Below are 17,227 nucleotides of genomic sequence, written 5' to 3'. Positions count from 1 at the left end.
AGCCGCATAATGAAACTGGAATTAACCAACGACCAGCATCAATGGGTAGACCAGTGGCTCCAGTTGTGGGGCGCATGGTGCCAGACCGGCAAGATTGATAAAGCGATGATCAACATGATTGCCAGATTCATGGCTACCGTCGAGCCCCAGCAAGCATCACGGCCGGTATGTAGTGATGATGACGGAATGCTCATTGATGCTGTCATTCGCCACTACCTGAAGAATGTGGATGAAAATGCCTGGCGGGTTATCTTCGCCTACTATGTCTGCAACTCCAGCGAGATCCGAATTGCATCATGGCAGCATGCAGTAAGTAAGCCTCGCCTTATGAAGACGCGTGGCGGAAATCAGTACAAACACCCAAGCATCTCGACAATCCGTAGAGAGGTGAAGCAAATCATCAATGCTTCATTGTTCTGTTTATACCAACCGCTTCAAAATGCGTTTAACGATCGCGAAAATGTGAGGAAAGTTGCAAATAAATCACACAACGTGCTTGCAATTTAATGAACAAATGAGCAAACTAATTCGTATATTTTGCCATTGTTGTGTGTAACATGAATAAATTCCAAGCCCCGCCATCGTGCGGGGCTTTTTCGTTTCAGGGCCGGAAGCTCATTTGGTATGAGCAGTCCCCTCATAAGGGAAGGGTAGACAGGTTCGAATCCTTCACGGCCCACCAAATTTGCCTGTAGCTCAGAGGAAAGAGCAGCCGCCTTCTAAGCGGTTGGTCGCTGGATCGAATCCAGCCAGGCGAGCCAAACCCAGCCAGGGTATTTACGGCCAGAGAGCCGACATTGCCTTACCCTCATCTTCCCGGCCTGTCGCCGGGTTTTTTATTCAGGCCGCAGACAATCAATTCCAGATGCCACGTAGCAATCGTGTCTGACGGCCTTTCCCCACTACACAAACAGCACCCCGTTCTTTCGGAGGTGATATGGCTAAACGTATGCAAGATAAAGAAAGCATTGCCGGAGTGTCATGGTTGATAGTCCTTGCTCTGTCATGCTGGGGCGGCCTGGTCCGATACCTTATTGACGTTAAGCAGAACAAAGCCACCTGGAGCTGGATCAACGCGCTGGCGCAAATTGCAGTGTCCGGCTTTACCGGTCTTATTGGTGGCCTGATCAGCGTTGAAAGTGGGCTGAGCCTTTACATGATTCTGGTTACGTCGGGCATTAGCGGGGCGATGGGCTCCGTGGCGCTGACGTACTTCTGGGAACGCCTGACGGGGATGAAGAATGCAAACAATTAACCCTCAGCGCAAAGCGTTTCTCGACATGCTGGCATGGTCAGAAGGCACTGACAACGGACGGCAGCCGACCCAAAACCACGGTTACGACGTAATTGTTGGCGGATCGCTGTTTACTGATTACTCCGATCACCCGCGCAAACTGATTACGCTGAATCCGAGACTTAAATCTACTGCTGCGGGGCGCTATCAACTACTGGCGCGTTACTGGGATGCATATCGCAAGCAGCTTGGGCTGAATGATTTCTCTCCAGCTAACCAGGACGCTGTTGCTCTCCAGCAGATTAAAGAGCGCGGGGCGCTACCTCTGATCGACCGTGGCGACATTCGCCAGGCTATCGATCGTTGCAGCAATATCTGGGCATCACTTCCCGGCGCTGGTTACGGTCAGTTCGAACATAAAGTTGATGCTCTGATTGCAAAGTTCAAGGCTGCCGGAGGCAAAGTTAACGAGCCTGCATCATGAACACGGCCATCATCTCGTTGTTGAAAAAACTTTGGCTTCCAGTTGTCATCCTGTTTGTATTTGCCGTGCTGTCGTGGAAGGTGAATCACTACCGCGACAATGCCATCACCTACAAATACCAGCGCGACAAGGCGACGGTCAGGGCAGACACATCGGAAGCGATCACCAACAACGTGATCACCACGATGAACCTTATCCGTGACATCTCACAGGCTACCCAGAATGCAAAGAACGAACTGGCCCATAAAGGCGAGACGCGCATTGTCTACATCAGGCAGGCACTTGAAGGCGATCCGTGTGCTAACCAGCTTGTTCCTTCTGCCGCTGCTGACAGCCTGCGGGAATACGCAGACAGTTTACGTTCCGGCCCCGGTGGTGCCGATAAGCGCTGACCTGACCGCAGACACACCGATCCCCGGAATGGTGGTTCCGTTCACGTGGCAGGCAAGTCTGGAGTTAAACGCTCAGCTCTATACGGCGCTGGGGCAGTGCAATCTGGATAAGGCGGCAATCCGCAAAATCGAATCCTCCCGACAAGGAAAGAATGCTCAACCCCAATAAGGCGGTGATCATCATCTTGCTGACGGGTAAGCCGTAAGTGGCTAAGCACTTCTGAGAAGCAGGGCAACAGCTGCGACAAGGCAAAGAGGTAATCATGTCCGACATCTACCAAATCACGCTAACCACCCAAACAGGCGAAACCTTCACGGGCAAGATGTCACGACGTCAGCCTGAGTTGGTAAACGGCTTTGTGCCGCTGGCAACCGAAACAGGCCAGTGGCTTTACTTCGCTCCTGCCGATGTGAAGCGTGTGGAGTTCACGCCAGTTCCGGCAGAGGGCGAAACCGAGGAAAGTGCATCATGACAGCGAAAATAGGACCCATTACCGTAACTCTTGATATGAGATGGCATGTTGCGCGTTCACGCGAAGTGCTTGAAGAATTGCAACGTCGGGTGAGTGAGCTTAGCCCTCGAATTTCAGAGGATGACGCGCTGCGCACTCTATTGCTCGATATGACCTTTGATTACCTGAAGGCCAAGAGCCAGGTCGAACAAACAACGGAGTAACGAATGAGCAAACCAGATTGGGAGGCCATTGAATCGGCTTACCGGGCTGGTTCATTGTCAGTAAGGGCCATCGGCGAAAAGCATGGCGTTAACCATGCCACCATCCTGAAGAGAGCAAACAAAGAAGGATGGCAGCGCGACCTGACAGAAAAGGTCAGGGCGGCAACCAAGGCCAAGGTAACCAAGTCGGTAACCAAAGACGGTAACCAGTCACCAGTGGTTACTGATGAGCAGATTATTGACCAGGCCTCCGATGAGGCTGCCGCTGTAGTCATGGCTCATCGAGAAAGTCTGGCGGCATGGCGCGGCATCACTAATAAGTTGCGCGACTTCCTCGAAGATGCAGATATCACGGAAGAAAACCACGCCTCAATGTCTCGCTCGATCACTGCCGGTGTTGATGCTCAAATCAAAGTGATAAACGCTGAGCGCAAGGCGTACAACCTCGACACCGAGGAAGGCAATAAGACGGTTGATGACCTGTCTAACCTGATGGATTCACTGTCTCAGGGGGCGTAATGAAACCTGAGCACATCAAGCTGCTGTCGGATAAAGACTGGCGGCTGAACAATCTTTACTGGATCACCGACAAAGAGGGTAAGCCCACGCGCTTCAGGATGACGCCTGAGCAGCGGGAATACTTCGAGGGGATCCACACCCGCAACATAATCCTGAAAGCACGCCAGCTCGGATTCACTACCGAGGTGTGCATCATCCAGCTCGACGCGGCCCTGTTCGAGTCGGCGAAGTGCGCGCTGATAGCCCACACGCTGAATGACGCAAAGCGCCTGTTCCGTGAAAAGGTGAAGTACGCATACGACAAGCTGCCGGCAGAGATAAAGGCTGCCAACCCGGCGAGCAATGATTCGTCTGGCGAGCTCGTCTTTAAGAAGGGCGGCTCGCTATACGTCAGCACGTCGTTTCGTGGTGGTACGCTGCGCTACCTGCACGTTTCCGAGTTCGGGAAGATATGCGCCAAGTATCCAGACAAAGCCCGTGAAATCGTCACTGGTGCGTTTGAGGCGGTATCGACTGGATGCTTCGCTACTATCGAGAGTACAGCCGAGGGGCGGGCGGGTTACTTCTTCGATTACTGCCAGACAGCAGAAAAGGCGCTGCTGCAGGGTAAGCCACTTTCCGCGCTGGACTGGAAGTTTTTCTTCTTCTCCTGGTGGAAGAACCCGCAGTACGCAATCGACCCGGTAGAGTCTCTGCCGGTGCGCCTGCTGGAATACTTCGCTGAGATGGAGTCGAAGCACGGAGTAGCAGTCAACGAGAGCCAGAAAGCCTGGTACTACGCCAAAGAGAAAACACTCGGCGACGACATGAAGCGCGAATACCCGACCATTCCGGCCGAGGCATTCCAGCAGTCGGTCGAGGGCGCGTATTACGCCAAACAGTTCCGCTGGCTCTATACCAACAAGCGAATCGGCCAATTACCGGATAACTCCCACCTCCCGGTACACACGTTCTGGGATATCGGCGTGGGCGACTCCACGGCGATCTGGTTCGTTCGCGAGGTTGGCGAAGAGTTCCACATCATCGATTACTACGAAAACTCCGGCGAGGGGCTGAGGCACTACATGAAGGTGCTGAAAGACCGCGGCTATGAGTATGGCGAGCACTGGGGGCCGCACGATATCGAGAACCGAGAGTTCGCAGCTGATGCGAAGTCACGCAAAGAGCTGGCGCGCGAAGGGTACGAAATCGACGGTCAGATGTACTCACTGAATTTCAAAGTGGTGCCGAAAGCTGGCATCGATACCGGCATTGAGTCGGCGCGTGAAATCCTCCCGAAATGCGTATTCGATGAGGAGAAATGCTCGGAAGGTATCTCTCACCTTGAGGGCTACCGGAAGGAGTGGGACGACAAGCGCGGCTGCTGGAAAGACAAACCTCTCCATGACGCCACTTCGCACGGTGCCGATAGCTTCCGTTACTTCGCTGTGACGAAGAACAACCGCAAGCAGGTTGGCACAGTATTCTTCTAAGGAGCATCGCCAGTGAGCGAACAAGATAACGGCCTTCAACTGGCTGTGAATAACCTCGCCACTGAAATGAGGCGAGCGAATTACCTGAATGCCATCGGCATCGGTGGCGGCAACACGAAGCGACCGACGCTTTACCAGGAATTTGGCTACCCGCGCACAATCACCTTCAACGACTTCTACAACATGTACCGCCGCAACGCTGCTGGCTTCGCTGTGGTGCATCGCCTGCTGGATGGTTGCTGGCAAGACTATCCGGTCATTGTTGACGGTGATGAAGCTCAGGAGGCGAAGAATACAAACGCCTGGGAAAAGAAAGTCACCAAGCTCATGAAGAAGCTGTGGCCGAAGGTGAAGGATGCCGACCGCCGCAATATGGTTGGGCGTTACTCAGCGCTCCTGCTACAGGTGAAAGACAATCGGAACTGGGATCAGGAAGTCGACAAGGCTTTAGTAAAACGACTCGGCGAGTCAGCGCTGGTAAAACTCATCCCGGTATGGGAGCCGCAGTTAACTGTCGCCGAATGGGATAACGACCGTCAGTCAGAATCGTTCGGCCAGCCGAAGATGTTCAACTTCAACGAGCAGCCGGTAGGTGATGAACCTTTTGTCGGTCCGATGCGCGGAGAGCCGGTACACCCGAGCCGCGTTATCCTGTTCTGCGAAGGTTCTGAAGACGACAACGTCCTTTCCGGCATCCCGCTGCTGGAAGCTGGATACAACAAGGGCCTCGACCTTGAGAAAGTATCTGGTGGGGGCGCCGAGGGCTTCCTGAAGAACGCCAGCCGTCAGATTGCCGTCGAATTCAGCAAAGAAACCGACATGAACACGCTGGCAGACCAGGCTAAGAAGGCTGGCTATGCCGATCTCGGCGAAGCGATGGGCGACAAGGTCAACAAGCTAAACCGAGGTACCGATGCGGCAGCCGTGATGCAGGCCGGGCAGATGCACGTTCTAAGCGTTACGCCCGGCGACCCGGGGCCGACCTGGGAAGTCACCGCGAACGAACTGGCCGCCTCCGTACAGATCCCGTTCACCATCCTGTTCGGTCAGCAGACCGGGCGACTGGCGAGCGACGAGGACAAAACTGACTGGGCTATCCGTCGCAACACGCGGCGCAATGGTTTCCTGACAGATCGGATTACCGCGCTGCTTGAACGCTTCTGGACGCTGGGCATTATTGACCCACCGACCAAAGGCGAGGTCACCATTTCGTGGAGCGACCTGCTGGCGCCAGGCGAGAAAGAGAAGATCGAGAACGCATCTAAGTTGTCTGACATCGTGCAGAAAACCACTGGTTTCTATGGCGGTGAGCCGCCTATTACAGCCAATGAGCTGCGCGAAGTTGTTGGGCTTGACCCGCTGCCGGAGCCAAAAGAACCTCCTAACCCGGACGATAAGGTGACAACAGATGATCCACTGGCCGACGACACTCGAACAGACGGCAAAGGTGGGCCTGCCGATAGTTCCGCGCAGCAAGGTTGACCCGACCCGATCGGCAAAGCAGGTAACCGCGATGTTCCGGGATATCGAGGAGCGGTATCTCGGCATCAAGCGCGCGCTGAAAGCTCTGTTTGACCAGCGCCTGACCGGGCGAGAGCGTGAGGTGAACAGCCATAACTGGCATTTCCTTTGCCACGACCAAGGCGAGGATGTGCGGCTCTACCAGGTCAACGCCGGCAAGTTTATCTACGACATGTCGGCGCAGGAACTGGCAGACCTGCTGGAAGCGGTGCAGGCCATTCTCGACGATTACCTGCTGGATGGTGGCGAGCAAAACCTGTGGGCGATGGATTACGTCGTCGCAGAAGCACAGCGCGGCACGCTGGAGGCGTTCAACAACCTCTCGCAGCAGTCGCAGGTGTACGCCAGTCAGACGACGCTACAGCAGATTTTAAGCAGTCCGGGTTATCTGAACCAGATAGCGGCTGCCAGGCTGACAACGTTCAGTGACTGGAAGGTCATCAGCGACACCGCCCGTGGCGATTTAACCAACATCATCACTGACGCGGTTGCGCGCGGCGTGAATCCTCGCGAAACGGCCAGCGTCATCAGCAAGCGCCTCGATGTGTCGATGTCGAAGGCAAAGACCATCGCTCAGACTGAGCAGGTAGGCGCGCTGCGGCAGGCGCAATGGAACGAAACCGACTGGGCTGCTGACCGGCTGGGGCTAAATACCGGCCTTCTGTGGCTGTCGGCGCTCAAGCCGACGACGCGAACCTGGCACGCCAGCCGTCACGGCAAGGTCTACACCACCGAAGAGGTGCGGGACTTCTACGCCGAGAACGGCAACAGGTACAACTGCTACTGCAGCCAGATTCCGGTGCTGCTTAATGACGATGGCAGTATCTTCAATGAGGGGCTGGCAGATAAGTTGAAGAAAGAGCGTAAGCAGTGGAAACCTGATGCTGATTAGTGCTAAATAGGTTCATCATAATATTCATGACATTATATCGATGAGCATTACACCTCAGGAAGTTGGTTCGTTTTTTCTAACACTTGTTGTGCCAATAACGACAGGGGTCGCCGCTGCTTGGTTTACTGCCAAATTTGCTTTAAGTCGTTTCTACCATGAGAAATGGTGGGAGAAAAAGCATGCGGCCTACAACCAGCTAATTGACATCCTTTTCGAAATTAAAGCGATGTATGACTATGCCTCAGATTATTATGAGGCAGTCGCAGAAAGGGGGCGTCGCCTACAGCCACTGCCCGACGGGAAAGTTGACTGGGTAAGGTTTCGTGAGTTAAACGCTCAACTTCATCGATTTTATGTACTTGCTCCAATTTCTCTAAGCCCCTTAACGAGGGAGTTTTTGAATAAATTCTTTCAAGATGACGCAGCGGCACAACACAGCGTTCATGAGGAAGGTTATCCAGACTTCATTGCGTATCATGAAATGGCTAAAACCACACAAAAACTCATTGATGCAATAGTTTTAGATGCTGAGTTCGAACTGAAATTTAAATAGCTATTGAATCCCACAACAGGTCGCCACGGCGGCCTTTTTTATTGCCTGAAATCCACCAGTGAGGACCCAGCATGAAACGCAACCGCGTTAACGTGCTGACCGTCGTCAACTCCGCTTCAAACATCACAACTGAAACCATCGACGGCAAGCCACATATCGTGGTTCGCGGCATCACGCCTGTCGTGGACGATATTGTGATGAACCGGAAGTTGTACCCGGCAGCAGAAATCGAAAAGGCCTACAACACACTTGAGCGTAACCCGATGCCGCTGGGCCATCCGAAAGTGGACGGCAAGCATGTGTCGGCGCGTGATGTCCGGGCGGTGAACGAGTATCACGTTGGGGCCTGGCTGCAGAACGTGAGCCACAAAGACGGCAAGGTGACTGGCGACATGTACGTTAACCGGCAGTACGCCGAATCCAGCGAGAAGGGCAAGCGCCTGATTAACCGCCTGGATGAGATGCTGGCCGGTACCAACTCAGACCCGATCCACATCTCCACCGGCCTGCTGTATTCCGGTATCGCTGCCAATGGTGAGTCGAAGGGCAAAAAGTACAACGAGATCGCCACCAACATGATGTTTGACCATGTGGCTGTGCTGCTTGATGAGCCTGGCGCCGGAACGCCGGAGGAGGGGGTCGGCATCTTCGTTAACTCAGAAGGTGATGAGCAGCAGATCGAAGTTGCCCGCCTGGCTGATGGAATCGACTGCACCCGCGACGGGTTGCTCAACAAGACCAAATTTTTCTTCACCAATGCCTCCAACTTCTCTTTCGACGACATCTCCCGCGCTATCAGCGACAAGCTGCGCGAGGTTGACACCGAAGATAAGTGGCTTTGGCCTGAAACGGTGTGGCCGGACAGCTTCATCTACCGCAATGACACCAAATACCTGAAGCAGAAGTACCTCATCGATGACGACGGCAAGGCCGTGTTCGTCGGCGAACCTGTAGAAGTCGTGCGCAAACCCACTGAGTACGAGATTAAAACCAACGGAGAGAACGATCCGATGAAAGAACTGATTATCAATGCGCTGCAAGCCGCTGGTAAGCCGACTGAAGGCAAGTCCGACGCCGAGCTGATGGACGCATACAACCAGATGAAGGTCGAAGAAGCCACCGCCAAGAAAAAAGGCGATGAAGAAATCGACCAGGAAACCGGCAAGCCCAAGAAAAAAGAGCAGGCCGCCAATAACGAAGAGATGCCAGCGTGGGCGAAAACGCTCGCCGATCGCGTGGACGTCGTTTTCAACAGCCTGAACGCGAACGCCGACAAAGAGAAGGGCGAAAAGCGCGCGGCTGTGAAGCTGGCGATGAACATGAGCGATGAAGAAGTCGCAGATCTGGACGGTAAGGCGCTCGACGCCATGTATGCAAAGTGCCAGACATCTTTCGGCCTGAACGGTGCATTCCGCAATCAGGCTACCAACACCCAATCAGTCAGCGAAATGCCGGAGTAAAAAATGGCTAAAGACGGAAAACACGTAATTCACGCCGGTGGCGTATTCCCTAATCCGCTGCTTAACCGTGAAGGTGCCGCGGCGGCCGCCACTAAACCAGGTACCGTTGGCTTCTTCTCTGCTGGGAAGTTCACAGCGTCTGTTGATGGTAACGAAGAGGCGATCCTCTATATCGCTGACTTTGATTATCTACGCTGCCAGACGGTTGATGACTCCATTCCGGTGAATGAGTTGGTGGTTGGCATTCATCCAATGCAGGGCATGTTCCTCAACGTACGCGCCGCTGCAGGCACGTACAAAAAAGGACAGCCGCTTTCCATCGCAAATGGCCAGGTTAAAACCGCAGGCACCGATGAATCAATTCGCGCATTTGTCGAAGAAGACACGGCGTACACCGTTGCTGCAGGCGATCTGCTGCGCGTCGTTATCAAGTAAGGAGCAACTGAATGCTTGTATTTTCACGCTCTATCGGTGAACGCACCGGTAACCTAGAAGTCAACCAGGCACAGTTCCGTGAGCTGGAGATGGCGCGCAACATGAGCGCCCAGGCCGTGGCTGACTTCATCGCCCGCGCTCGCTTTGGTGAGCAAGGCCATCTGGATGCGGTGAATGCGGTAGACGATATTCGCCGCATGTACCGTGCGTACGACCAGACCGTTCTTGCTCAATTCGAGCCAAATACCGAGTTCACCTTGTTTAATGACTTAATGCCGCTGTCTCGCTCGGTCCGCCTGGAAGAGTCCGTGTATGAATACGCTCGTACTGGCGGTCGTGGCTGGGCGCACACATCAATGTCAGGACAGATTGGTGCGGCACTTGACGCACGCGCGTACAGCTTCGACGGCACGATGGTGCCGGTGCACGATTCTGGTTTCAAGTTCCACTGGCGTGACCCGATCTTCAATAAAGGTTCTGCCCTGGCTTCCCTGTCTGATGCGCAGCGCGGTTCTGTTGATGACGTGCGTCGTAAAATCGTGGATTACATGTTTAACGGTTTCCGTGATTCAGAAGGCAACTTCGTAACCTTCGATGGCAAGACCTGGAAAGGTTTAAAGGCTGATGAGCGTGTTGGTCTGGTCGATCTCGGCGCAGCAGGCCTGAACATCAACTTTGCAACCAGCACAGATCCTGACGCCATGCGAAAGGGGGCGATCGCTCTTCGCGATGTGCTGAAACTGCAGAACCATCAGTATGGCCAGCAGACCTGGTATGTATCCAGTGAAATCATGTCGAACTGGGAGCAGTACTTCGATACCCAGAACAAGACCCGTACAGTCCTGGATGAAATCCTGAGACTTTCCGGCATCGCCGCTGTGAAAGAAGACGCTGAATTGACTGGAAACCAGATTTTGGTTGTTCCTCTGGCTGCAGGGGTGATCGCTCCAGTCACCGGACAGGCCGTTGGTACGGTCGCGGACCCGCGTCAGTTCTATAACAGCGACTTCATCTGGCGTACCTGGGGCGCAATGGGTCTGATGGTTAAGCAGGACATCAACCTGAAACACGGCGTGCTCTTTGCGAGCAGCTAAGGAGAAAGTGAATGGCACTGGTAAAAGTAACAGGCAATAACCTGTTCTCTGGTGCCAATCTCCGCAAGTTGGAGGTTGGTTCAGAAGTAGAGGTTGACCGAAGCACTGCGCATCGGTGGAAGAGTGCAGGGTTGGTTGAAATCATCGTTGATGAAGATCGCGTACTTGAAGTCGCCTCTCCTGGCTCTGATGCTGAAGAGCAGCCGGAGCAGCCGGAGCAGCCGGAGCAGCCGGAGCAGCCGGAGACCACCGCTAAATCGAAGAAGGGTAAATAACCATGGCTGACCCAATCACAGCGGCAGACGTGCAGGCGTTCCTCGGTGAATTGGGTTATGCCATTCCCGGCGCGCTGCTGGACCCGATTCTATGCATGGTGAACAAGATTATCCCGTGCCTTGACGGCGCGGGGTATGACGACTGCAGCGCAAAACTCATCCTGATGTATGCCGCTGCGCTCATGGCGACGTCTTCCGGTGCCCGGCGAATCAAATCGCAGGGGGCGCCATCAGGAGCGTCGCGCTCGTTCGATTATGGAGATGACGGTATCACCTGGCTGCGCGACTCGCTGGCGAAACTGGATACCAGCGGCTGCACCAGTGAACTACCGATCAGTGCCGGCAACAGTGTGGGCCTGTTTATGGTGGTCGGGGGCTGCCGATGAAATACAAATCAGTGTCGGAAAGTAAGCCTAATCCGCTCACCCGCGTATGGGTCGAGACCGACACCGGGCGGGAGACTACCGGCTACGTGAAATCGGATGGCGAGTGGCATATCAACTGTGAGCGCATCCGGGCTACTGGAGCGAAGGTGCTGCGCTGGAAGGAGGGCTGATGTCATCGGTAGCGAACTGGAGTTATACCGCCACTGCAACCATATGGCGCAAGCTGGAAGGCAATGACGAATACGGCGACCCGCTGGGTTATGCCGAACCTGAGCAAATCCTCTGTGATTACGAAGGCGGGCTCAGCAAGAAGTTAGCCAGCATGGGCGCTGAAATCGTCGTTAAGAACACCGTCTGGACAGAGTTCGCGCTGGCGTCCGCCGGTGATTACCTGCTGATTGGCATTTCTACCGAAGCGGACCCGGTTGTGGCCGGTGCCGACGAGGTGAGGCAAGTTATTCGCTATGCCGACACGTTTGAACGACTGGCGGATGATTACGCCATCCTGACCGGAGTGTAGCCATGGGCATCAAAGTGAAGGGCATCAGCCAGGCGAAGAAGCACCTGAATGATGTCATCAACGACGTTAAGGGGCGAAAGGTTATTCGCGCGCTGCAGTCGGCGATGATTCTCATCGGTGCGCGGGCAGCCTATTACACTCCGATCGACACCTCTACGCTGATTAACAGCCAGTTCCGGGAAATCGACGCTGGCGGCGTATTCATTACCGGGCGCATAGGTTACTCAGCCAACTATGCTGCGTACGTCCATGAGGCGTCAGGCAAGCTGAAAGGCCAGCCGCGCGCGCACTTTGGTACGACCCGTTCCGGGCAGCAGTTCGGAGGCGGGACCGGAACGGGCAACTACTGGGATCCGCATGGCGAGCCGCAATTCCTGACCAAAGGCGCGAATGATGAGCGCGATAACGTTGACGCGGTGATGCGCAAGGAGCTTTCGCTATGACACCCATGATGCACGAGCGGGTGCGCAACATGTTCGGCGACGCCGGGCTAACGACCGGATTCACGGTGCAGCAGTTGATGTACGACGACCCTGGCGACCTGTCGAAGGCGATCATGGTCTTCAGGCCAAACGGCGGGTCGAATATTCGAACTGACCTAGGCTCTGAGTATCACGTCCTGGTCGACGTTGTCGGCGCGAAAGATAAGCGCAAAGACGCGCTCAATGCCGTGCAGCGCATCGTCGACTACGTCCAGGCCAACCCCATGGCTGATGAGTGCGTCGGCTACATCCAGAACATGGGCGCAATTCCCGCGCCGGTGCTCACAGAAGAAGGGCGAATAGTCTTCCGACTCCAGTTCGCCTGCACTTACGGCGAATAGCCATCCCAACCAAATAACCCGCTCCGGCGGGTTTTCTTTTATACGTCAAAGAGGAGTTTCACATGGCTAATTGCCAGAACTCGAACGAGCGCCTGTTCGGCGGTGCGGTCGTGCTGGAAGTCGCCGATGGATGCCCGGATGTCAAACCACTCGAATCAGAGTGGAAGGCGCTGGCCGCTGGTACGTCGAAGGGCTTCGACTTCAACCCGAACTCGGTTACCTCTGATGCGGATGACGGCGGCGGCTATGTCGAGACCATCATCACCAACAGTGACTTCACCCTGAGCTTTGAAGGCGAAGTGCGCAAGAAGGACAAACTGGATCAGTACGGGGTTGGCAAGTTCATTAAGTATTTCGCTGACGAACTGAAGGCCAAACGCCAGCCGGGTATGTGGGTGCGCATGGACTACGGCCCGGTAGAATTCATCGGCTACATGAACATCACGGCGCTGAGCTCTGACGGTGGCACCAACGACATCGTCACGTTCTCTACTGAGTTCAAAGTCGGTGACGCGAGCACTATCGAAGTGAACGAAATCACTGCGGTAGCGGTGACTGGCGTGACGGTAACCCCGGCAACCAGCACCGGCACGGCAGGTGGTACCAGCACCTTCACGGTGAATATCGCACCAACCGGCGCTACCAACAAAGACTTCACTGTAGCGACTACCGATGCGACCAAGGCAACGGCTACCGCCTCAGGCAATACCGTTACCGTGACGCGTGTCGCCACTGGCAGCGCGCAAATCATCATCAACACCGAAGACGGCAACTTTGTGGCCGTGCATACGGTTACCGTTACCTAACGGACATTCCAAAGGGCGGCGTGCTGCCCTTGATAATGACCGTTTACTGGAAGGCCTATGACCGCTTTAACCGATATTGGCGAACTATCTATCAGCGACAGCCGCGAAGGCGGGAAGGATTACCTGCTACGGCCTTCATTCGAGGCCATGACCAGGATCGGCACTCCCGAAGAGATTGTGCAGGCGTACGCCACCATCCACGGCAATGATGTCGCTCAGCTCATGGAGGTGTGCGCAGGCGCGCTGGGGTACTTCCCCGCCTGGTTATCTCCATCATTCAATCGCGCCGCTGAGAAGCTGCTATCAACATGCATGCTGGTGCTGCAGGCGTGCTGCGAGGAAGACCTGACTCCAATGATCGGCGAGTGGAAAGGGTGGCGACACTGCGTCGTCTACCGCCAGGGCCAGATGCCGAAGAATGACATCATCGTGCTGGCGCAGCACCTCATGCAGCACGGTGTCGTGGGAAAAGCCAAGGTCCGGCAGTTACAGCGCCACGAAACGGGCGCGCGAACGAACGAATTTAAAGCCTTCGATTACATCAGCGCGGCGCGTAGCCACTTTGAGATGAACCGCGCCGAAGCCTCTCAGTTAACAATGACCGAATTCCAGATGCTGCTGGCTGCGAAATACCCTGACCAGAAGGGCTTTACTCGCGAAGAGTACGACAGCATCGCCGACGAGTACCTGGCTAAACAGGCCGCACGCAGGGCAAAAGCAAAGCAATAACCGGAGAATGACATGGCAGGTGAGAAGAACGCCGGTAGCATCGTTTATGAAATCAGCGCCGACGTTGAGCCGCTGCTGCAGGGCGGGAAACAGGCCATTGATGCTCTGGATAAACTGGATGCTGCGGCCCAGCAGTCCGGAAAGGGCATGGATAACCTCGACGAGAGCACCTCACAAACCGGGGCCGCGTTTACAGAACTGGCTGGATATGCCAACTCCATGGACAACCAGCTGCGCAAGCTTAACACCAACGTGAGTGGCATTGCCCGCGCTATGGAAGAGGCCCGCAGCGGCACAGGCGGCGCGAGCAGTGAATTCAGCCGTGCCGAATCCATCATCGAGGCGCTGGGTAACCAGCTGGCTGTGCTTGACGAGGCGCAGGAAAATGGCGCGCGAAGTGCCGCAGTTCTGGCTGCGCAGTTGCGCGCCGGGTCGAAAGCGACAGACGAAGAAAAGCAGAAGATCGGCGAATTGACCGGGCGACTGTTCGACATGAAAGGCGCTGCTGACACATCGATGGGCAGCAACAAGGGCTGGAAGTCCAGCATGCAGCAGGCCGGGTACCAGGTTCAGGACTTCATCGTGCAGGTGCAGGGTGGGCAGTCTGCATTGGTAGCATTCGCCCAGCAGGGCTCGCAACTCGCTGGTGCGTTTGGTCCAGGCGGCGCGGTAGTTGGCGCAGTGATCGCGCTGAGCTCTGTCATCGCTGGCGTGCTGATTACATCGCTTAATGGTGGAAAGAACGCCATGGACGCGCTGAAAGATGCAGCCGAAGCGATGGATAAGGTGATCACCATTTCCCAAAATGGCGTAGCCGCTCTGTCTGATAAGTACGCGAACCTGGCAAGAACTAACGCAGAGGCAGCAACCATCCTGAGAAATCAGGCAATGATTGAATACAACGCTGCCATTGCGAAAATCCCTAAATCAATCAACGATGCGTCAAACTCTATTGTTGGCTTCACCGATAAGCTGAAAACTTCATTCGTAGGCGGTATCGCGTCGATTGACGAATTCAATAAAAACCTTTCGACCGTCGGCGTAACTGCAGACACCTATTCGAAAGCTATGGAGCAGGCAAGGAATGCAGGGGCGAAATTCACCGTCAATGCAAACGCCATTCAGAACACAGTAACAACGCTCGCAGATAAATTTGGCGTATCTGAGCAGCGCGCATTCGAGTTGAGCAAGCAACTCTCCGAGGTTGCGAACAACCCAACGCCCGAAGCACTTCAGAGACTGGTCCTTGAACTCCAGAGCACCGAAAGCTCGACTAAATCCGGTGCCGATGCAATCAGGACTTTCCTTGGGCCACTAACCGAACTCGTACGCGTTGCTGGTGAAGCACAGATCAATCTTTCTGGAATGAAAAAAGAGGTCGACAACCTGACCTCCGGCCAGAAAAACCTCATCAAGCAGTCTGAGCGAAACCTTGCTCTGTCGAAACTACAGGGCGAGGCCCGCGCGCGGCTGCAGGCGCAATACGCCGCCGAAGATGCCGGGTTTGCGAAGGATGATCCGCACGCCAAGCAGATGGAAGATGATGCTGCCGCTACGTACAAAAATACGCAGGCGCAGAAGACGCTTCAGTCCGAGCAGAAAAAAGGCGCATCACAGGCCGAGTCTATTGCTCAGAAGCTAGCGAACCTGAAACAGCAGTCAGAACTTGCCGCCGACTCAACGAACAAGCTGAGTCGCGAGCAGGCCATCCTGACTGCGCAGCAGTCGCTCGGGAAAGGAGCTACTAAAGAGCAGATAGCGCTGGCAGGTCAGTATGCGGCAAAAAAATGGGATACAGCCAACGCCATCAAAGCTGAAGCTGCAGCACAGAAGCTTCTCCCTGAAGCGGCTGAGAACGCCAGTTACAAACAGGATGTTGAGGATCTGAATACGGCGCTGGCTGCGAAGAAAATCAGCCAGGAACAGCACAACCAGACCTCAGAACGACTGGCGGCAACGCACCAGGCTAACCTCGCGAAAATCCAGTCTCAACAGGCTGTGACGCCACAGCAGGAAGCGGTCGGCGGAGTTGACCCTGTTCAGCAGCTGGCTAACGAGAACGCCAAGAAACTCGCGCTTATTCAGGCATACGAGCAACAGGGGCTTATTACTCACCAGAACGCCATGGCATTGCGTGCTGCAACTGACACACAGTATGAGCAGGCGCGCATCGCCGCACAGTGGGAGATTTTCCGCAACCAGAGTATGGGTAATGAGTTGCTGGCAGCGAGCTTTGACTCTCTCGCAGGCAATGCATCAAATGCCTTTACCGGGATCCTGACTGGCAGCATGTCGGCTCAGGAGGCAATGCAATCTCTCGCCAGCAATGCACTGAATAGCCTGATTAACGGCTTCGTCCAGATGGGCGTCGACTGGGTGAAATCTGCCGTCATGGGTGCTGCTGCGCAAACCTCTGCGATTGCCACAACCACTGCGGCGCAAACTGCTGGTTTAGCTACAACCACTGCGGCAAGCACCGCGGCGGCCACGACGACAATGGCAGTATGGACGCCAGCTGCAGCTGTCGCATCAATCGGTTCTTTTGGCGGTGCGGCGGCGATCGGTATTGCTGCCCTGATTGCTGCTATGGCGATGGCTGGCGGTATTGCAGGCAAGCGCAAGAACGGCGGACCGGTATCGGCTGGCTCTATGTACCAGGTGGGTGAGGGCGGTATGCCTGAAATCTACCGGGCCAGCAATGGCAGCCAGTACATGATCCCTGGCGACAACGGCAATGTCATCAGCAACAAGCAAATGAATGCTGGTGCTGGCGGTAGTTCTGTTCCTGTCACTATCAACATTCAGAACTATACCGGCGCGACTGTTGATGCCCAGGCCACGCAGGACGGCAATGGGGTGACCATCGATATGATTGTGGCTGATATCAATAACGGCGGTCGAGTGAGTCAGGCCATCCAGCAAAACCATCAGGCACCACGCAAAGCAAGGGGATAAC

The 17,227-nt window shown here is 55.0% G+C and carries 24 protein-coding genes and 2 tRNA genes; all 26 read left to right on the top strand.

Annotated features, from left to right (window positions below; all coding sequences use genetic code 11):
* Nucleotides 1-9 precede the first annotated feature (9 nt).
* The 26 genes from ACQG2Q_RS14075 to ACQG2Q_RS13950 all read left to right on the top strand — a co-directional run bounded on the left by ACQG2Q_RS14075 (nucleotide 10) and on the right by ACQG2Q_RS13950 (nucleotide 17,226).
* Entirely contained in the window at nucleotides 10-507 is a 498-nt protein-coding gene (locus tag ACQG2Q_RS14075; RefSeq protein WP_016042193.1) for an antiterminator Q family protein, read from the top strand.
* A 97-nt stretch (nucleotides 508-604) separates the two neighbouring features.
* Nucleotides 605-682, top strand: a tRNA-Met gene (locus ACQG2Q_RS14070).
* A 3-nt stretch (nucleotides 683-685) separates the two neighbouring features.
* A tRNA-Arg gene (locus ACQG2Q_RS14065) sits at nucleotides 686-761 on the top strand.
* Nucleotides 762-949: 188 nt separating this feature from the next.
* Entirely contained in the window at nucleotides 950-1,255 is a 306-nt protein-coding gene (locus ACQG2Q_RS14060) for a phage holin family protein (protein WP_026080593.1), read from the top strand.
* Nucleotides 1,242-1,718 carry a glycoside hydrolase family 24 protein gene (locus ACQG2Q_RS14055; protein ID WP_045348743.1) on the top strand — a complete coding sequence of 159 codons (477 nt, stop codon included), beginning with the start codon at nucleotides 1,242-1,244 and terminating at the stop codon, nucleotides 1,716-1,718. Before ACQG2Q_RS14060 ends, ACQG2Q_RS14055 begins: the two co-directional genes overlap by 14 nt.
* Complete coding sequence (locus ACQG2Q_RS14050) at nucleotides 1,715-2,110, top strand: DUF2570 domain-containing protein (RefSeq protein ID WP_096216937.1); 396 nt, start codon at nucleotides 1,715-1,717, stop codon at nucleotides 2,108-2,110. The genes ACQG2Q_RS14055 and ACQG2Q_RS14050 overlap by 4 nt, the downstream gene beginning before the upstream one ends.
* Entirely contained in the window at nucleotides 2,016-2,279 is a 264-nt protein-coding gene (lysC, locus tag ACQG2Q_RS14045) for an Rz1-like lysis system protein LysC (protein WP_420259559.1), read from the top strand. Before ACQG2Q_RS14050 ends, lysC begins: the two co-directional genes overlap by 95 nt.
* Nucleotides 2,280-2,373: 94 nt before the next feature.
* A complete protein-coding gene (locus ACQG2Q_RS14040) occupies nucleotides 2,374-2,583 on the top strand; it encodes a hypothetical protein (protein ID WP_006808963.1) in 210 nt (69 codons plus the stop codon).
* Nucleotides 2,580-2,786 (top strand): hypothetical protein, encoded by a 207-nt coding sequence (locus tag ACQG2Q_RS14035; protein ID WP_006808962.1) that lies wholly within the window; start codon nucleotides 2,580-2,582, stop codon nucleotides 2,784-2,786. The genes ACQG2Q_RS14040 and ACQG2Q_RS14035 overlap by 4 nt, the downstream gene beginning before the upstream one ends.
* A gap of 3 nt (nucleotides 2,787-2,789) precedes the next feature.
* Nucleotides 2,790-3,305 carry a hypothetical protein gene (locus ACQG2Q_RS14030; RefSeq protein WP_039025437.1) on the top strand — a complete coding sequence of 172 codons (516 nt, stop codon included), beginning with the start codon at nucleotides 2,790-2,792 and terminating at the stop codon, nucleotides 3,303-3,305.
* The gene (locus ACQG2Q_RS14025) at nucleotides 3,305-4,777 is read left to right on the top strand and encodes a terminase (RefSeq protein ID WP_426759085.1); all 1,473 of its coding nucleotides are present in this window, start codon (nucleotides 3,305-3,307) and stop codon (nucleotides 4,775-4,777) included. Before ACQG2Q_RS14030 ends, ACQG2Q_RS14025 begins: the two co-directional genes overlap by 1 nt.
* A gap of 12 nt (nucleotides 4,778-4,789) precedes the next feature.
* Nucleotides 4,790-6,259, top strand: a complete 1,470-nt coding sequence (locus ACQG2Q_RS14020) for a DUF1073 domain-containing protein (RefSeq protein WP_096216825.1) — start codon at nucleotides 4,790-4,792, stop codon at nucleotides 6,257-6,259.
* Nucleotides 6,186-7,190, top strand: a complete 1,005-nt coding sequence (locus ACQG2Q_RS14015) for a phage minor head protein (protein WP_096216826.1) — start codon at nucleotides 6,186-6,188, stop codon at nucleotides 7,188-7,190. The genes ACQG2Q_RS14020 and ACQG2Q_RS14015 overlap by 74 nt, the downstream gene beginning before the upstream one ends.
* Before the next feature lie 40 nt (nucleotides 7,191-7,230).
* Nucleotides 7,231-7,743: a hypothetical protein gene (locus ACQG2Q_RS14010; protein WP_096216827.1), complete on the top strand. Its 513-nt coding sequence runs from the start codon at nucleotides 7,231-7,233 to the stop codon at nucleotides 7,741-7,743.
* Nucleotides 7,744-7,814: 71 nt separating this feature from the next.
* On the top strand, nucleotides 7,815-9,203 hold the full coding sequence (locus ACQG2Q_RS14005) for a DUF2213 domain-containing protein (protein ID WP_096216828.1): 1,389 nt from the start codon (nucleotides 7,815-7,817) through the stop codon (nucleotides 9,201-9,203).
* A gap of 3 nt (nucleotides 9,204-9,206) precedes the next feature.
* The gene (locus ACQG2Q_RS14000) at nucleotides 9,207-9,638 is read left to right on the top strand and encodes a hypothetical protein (RefSeq protein WP_096216829.1); all 432 of its coding nucleotides are present in this window, start codon (nucleotides 9,207-9,209) and stop codon (nucleotides 9,636-9,638) included.
* Nucleotides 9,639-9,649: 11 nt separating this feature from the next.
* Complete coding sequence (locus ACQG2Q_RS13995; RefSeq protein WP_045363924.1) at nucleotides 9,650-10,732, top strand: major capsid protein; 1,083 nt, start codon at nucleotides 9,650-9,652, stop codon at nucleotides 10,730-10,732.
* An 11-nt stretch (nucleotides 10,733-10,743) separates the two neighbouring features.
* Nucleotides 10,744-11,007, top strand: a complete 264-nt coding sequence (locus ACQG2Q_RS13990; RefSeq protein WP_096216830.1) for a hypothetical protein — start codon at nucleotides 10,744-10,746, stop codon at nucleotides 11,005-11,007.
* 2 nt (nucleotides 11,008-11,009) lie between these two features.
* Nucleotides 11,010-11,393: a DUF7370 family protein gene (locus ACQG2Q_RS13985; protein ID WP_426759224.1), complete on the top strand. Its 384-nt coding sequence runs from the start codon at nucleotides 11,010-11,012 to the stop codon at nucleotides 11,391-11,393.
* The gene (locus ACQG2Q_RS13980; RefSeq protein ID WP_096216889.1) at nucleotides 11,390-11,563 is read left to right on the top strand and encodes a 50S ribosomal protein L13; all 174 of its coding nucleotides are present in this window, start codon (nucleotides 11,390-11,392) and stop codon (nucleotides 11,561-11,563) included. The genes ACQG2Q_RS13985 and ACQG2Q_RS13980 overlap by 4 nt, the downstream gene beginning before the upstream one ends.
* Nucleotides 11,563-11,913 carry a hypothetical protein gene (locus ACQG2Q_RS13975; protein ID WP_096216890.1) on the top strand — a complete coding sequence of 117 codons (351 nt, stop codon included), beginning with the start codon at nucleotides 11,563-11,565 and terminating at the stop codon, nucleotides 11,911-11,913. The genes ACQG2Q_RS13980 and ACQG2Q_RS13975 overlap by 1 nt, the downstream gene beginning before the upstream one ends.
* 2 nt (nucleotides 11,914-11,915) lie before the next feature.
* The gene (locus tag ACQG2Q_RS13970; protein ID WP_032646322.1) at nucleotides 11,916-12,356 is read left to right on the top strand and encodes a hypothetical protein; all 441 of its coding nucleotides are present in this window, start codon (nucleotides 11,916-11,918) and stop codon (nucleotides 12,354-12,356) included.
* Nucleotides 12,353-12,736 carry a phage tail termination protein gene (locus tag ACQG2Q_RS13965; RefSeq protein WP_032608745.1) on the top strand — a complete coding sequence of 128 codons (384 nt, stop codon included), beginning with the start codon at nucleotides 12,353-12,355 and terminating at the stop codon, nucleotides 12,734-12,736. Before ACQG2Q_RS13970 ends, ACQG2Q_RS13965 begins: the two co-directional genes overlap by 4 nt.
* 62 nt (nucleotides 12,737-12,798) lie before the next feature.
* On the top strand, nucleotides 12,799-13,542 hold the full coding sequence (locus tag ACQG2Q_RS13960; protein ID WP_096216891.1) for an Ig-like domain-containing protein: 744 nt from the start codon (nucleotides 12,799-12,801) through the stop codon (nucleotides 13,540-13,542).
* 57 nt (nucleotides 13,543-13,599) lie between these two features.
* Nucleotides 13,600-14,271, top strand: coding sequence for a DUF6246 family protein (locus tag ACQG2Q_RS13955; protein ID WP_096216892.1), 672 nt, complete (start codon nucleotides 13,600-13,602; stop codon nucleotides 14,269-14,271).
* A 12-nt stretch (nucleotides 14,272-14,283) separates the two neighbouring features.
* A complete protein-coding gene (locus ACQG2Q_RS13950) occupies nucleotides 14,284-17,226 on the top strand; it encodes a tail protein (tape measure) (protein WP_271079878.1) in 2,943 nt (980 codons plus the stop codon).
* The last annotated feature ends 1 nt before the right edge of the window (nucleotide 17,227 follow it).

This window comes from Enterobacter cloacae complex sp. 370H10, from assembly GCF_050031535.1.
Lineage (GTDB): Bacteria > Pseudomonadota > Gammaproteobacteria > Enterobacterales > Enterobacteriaceae > Enterobacter > Enterobacter intestinihominis.
The sequence above is the reverse complement of the archived record's forward strand: the minus strand, read 5'-3'. Positions and strand labels throughout refer to the sequence as shown.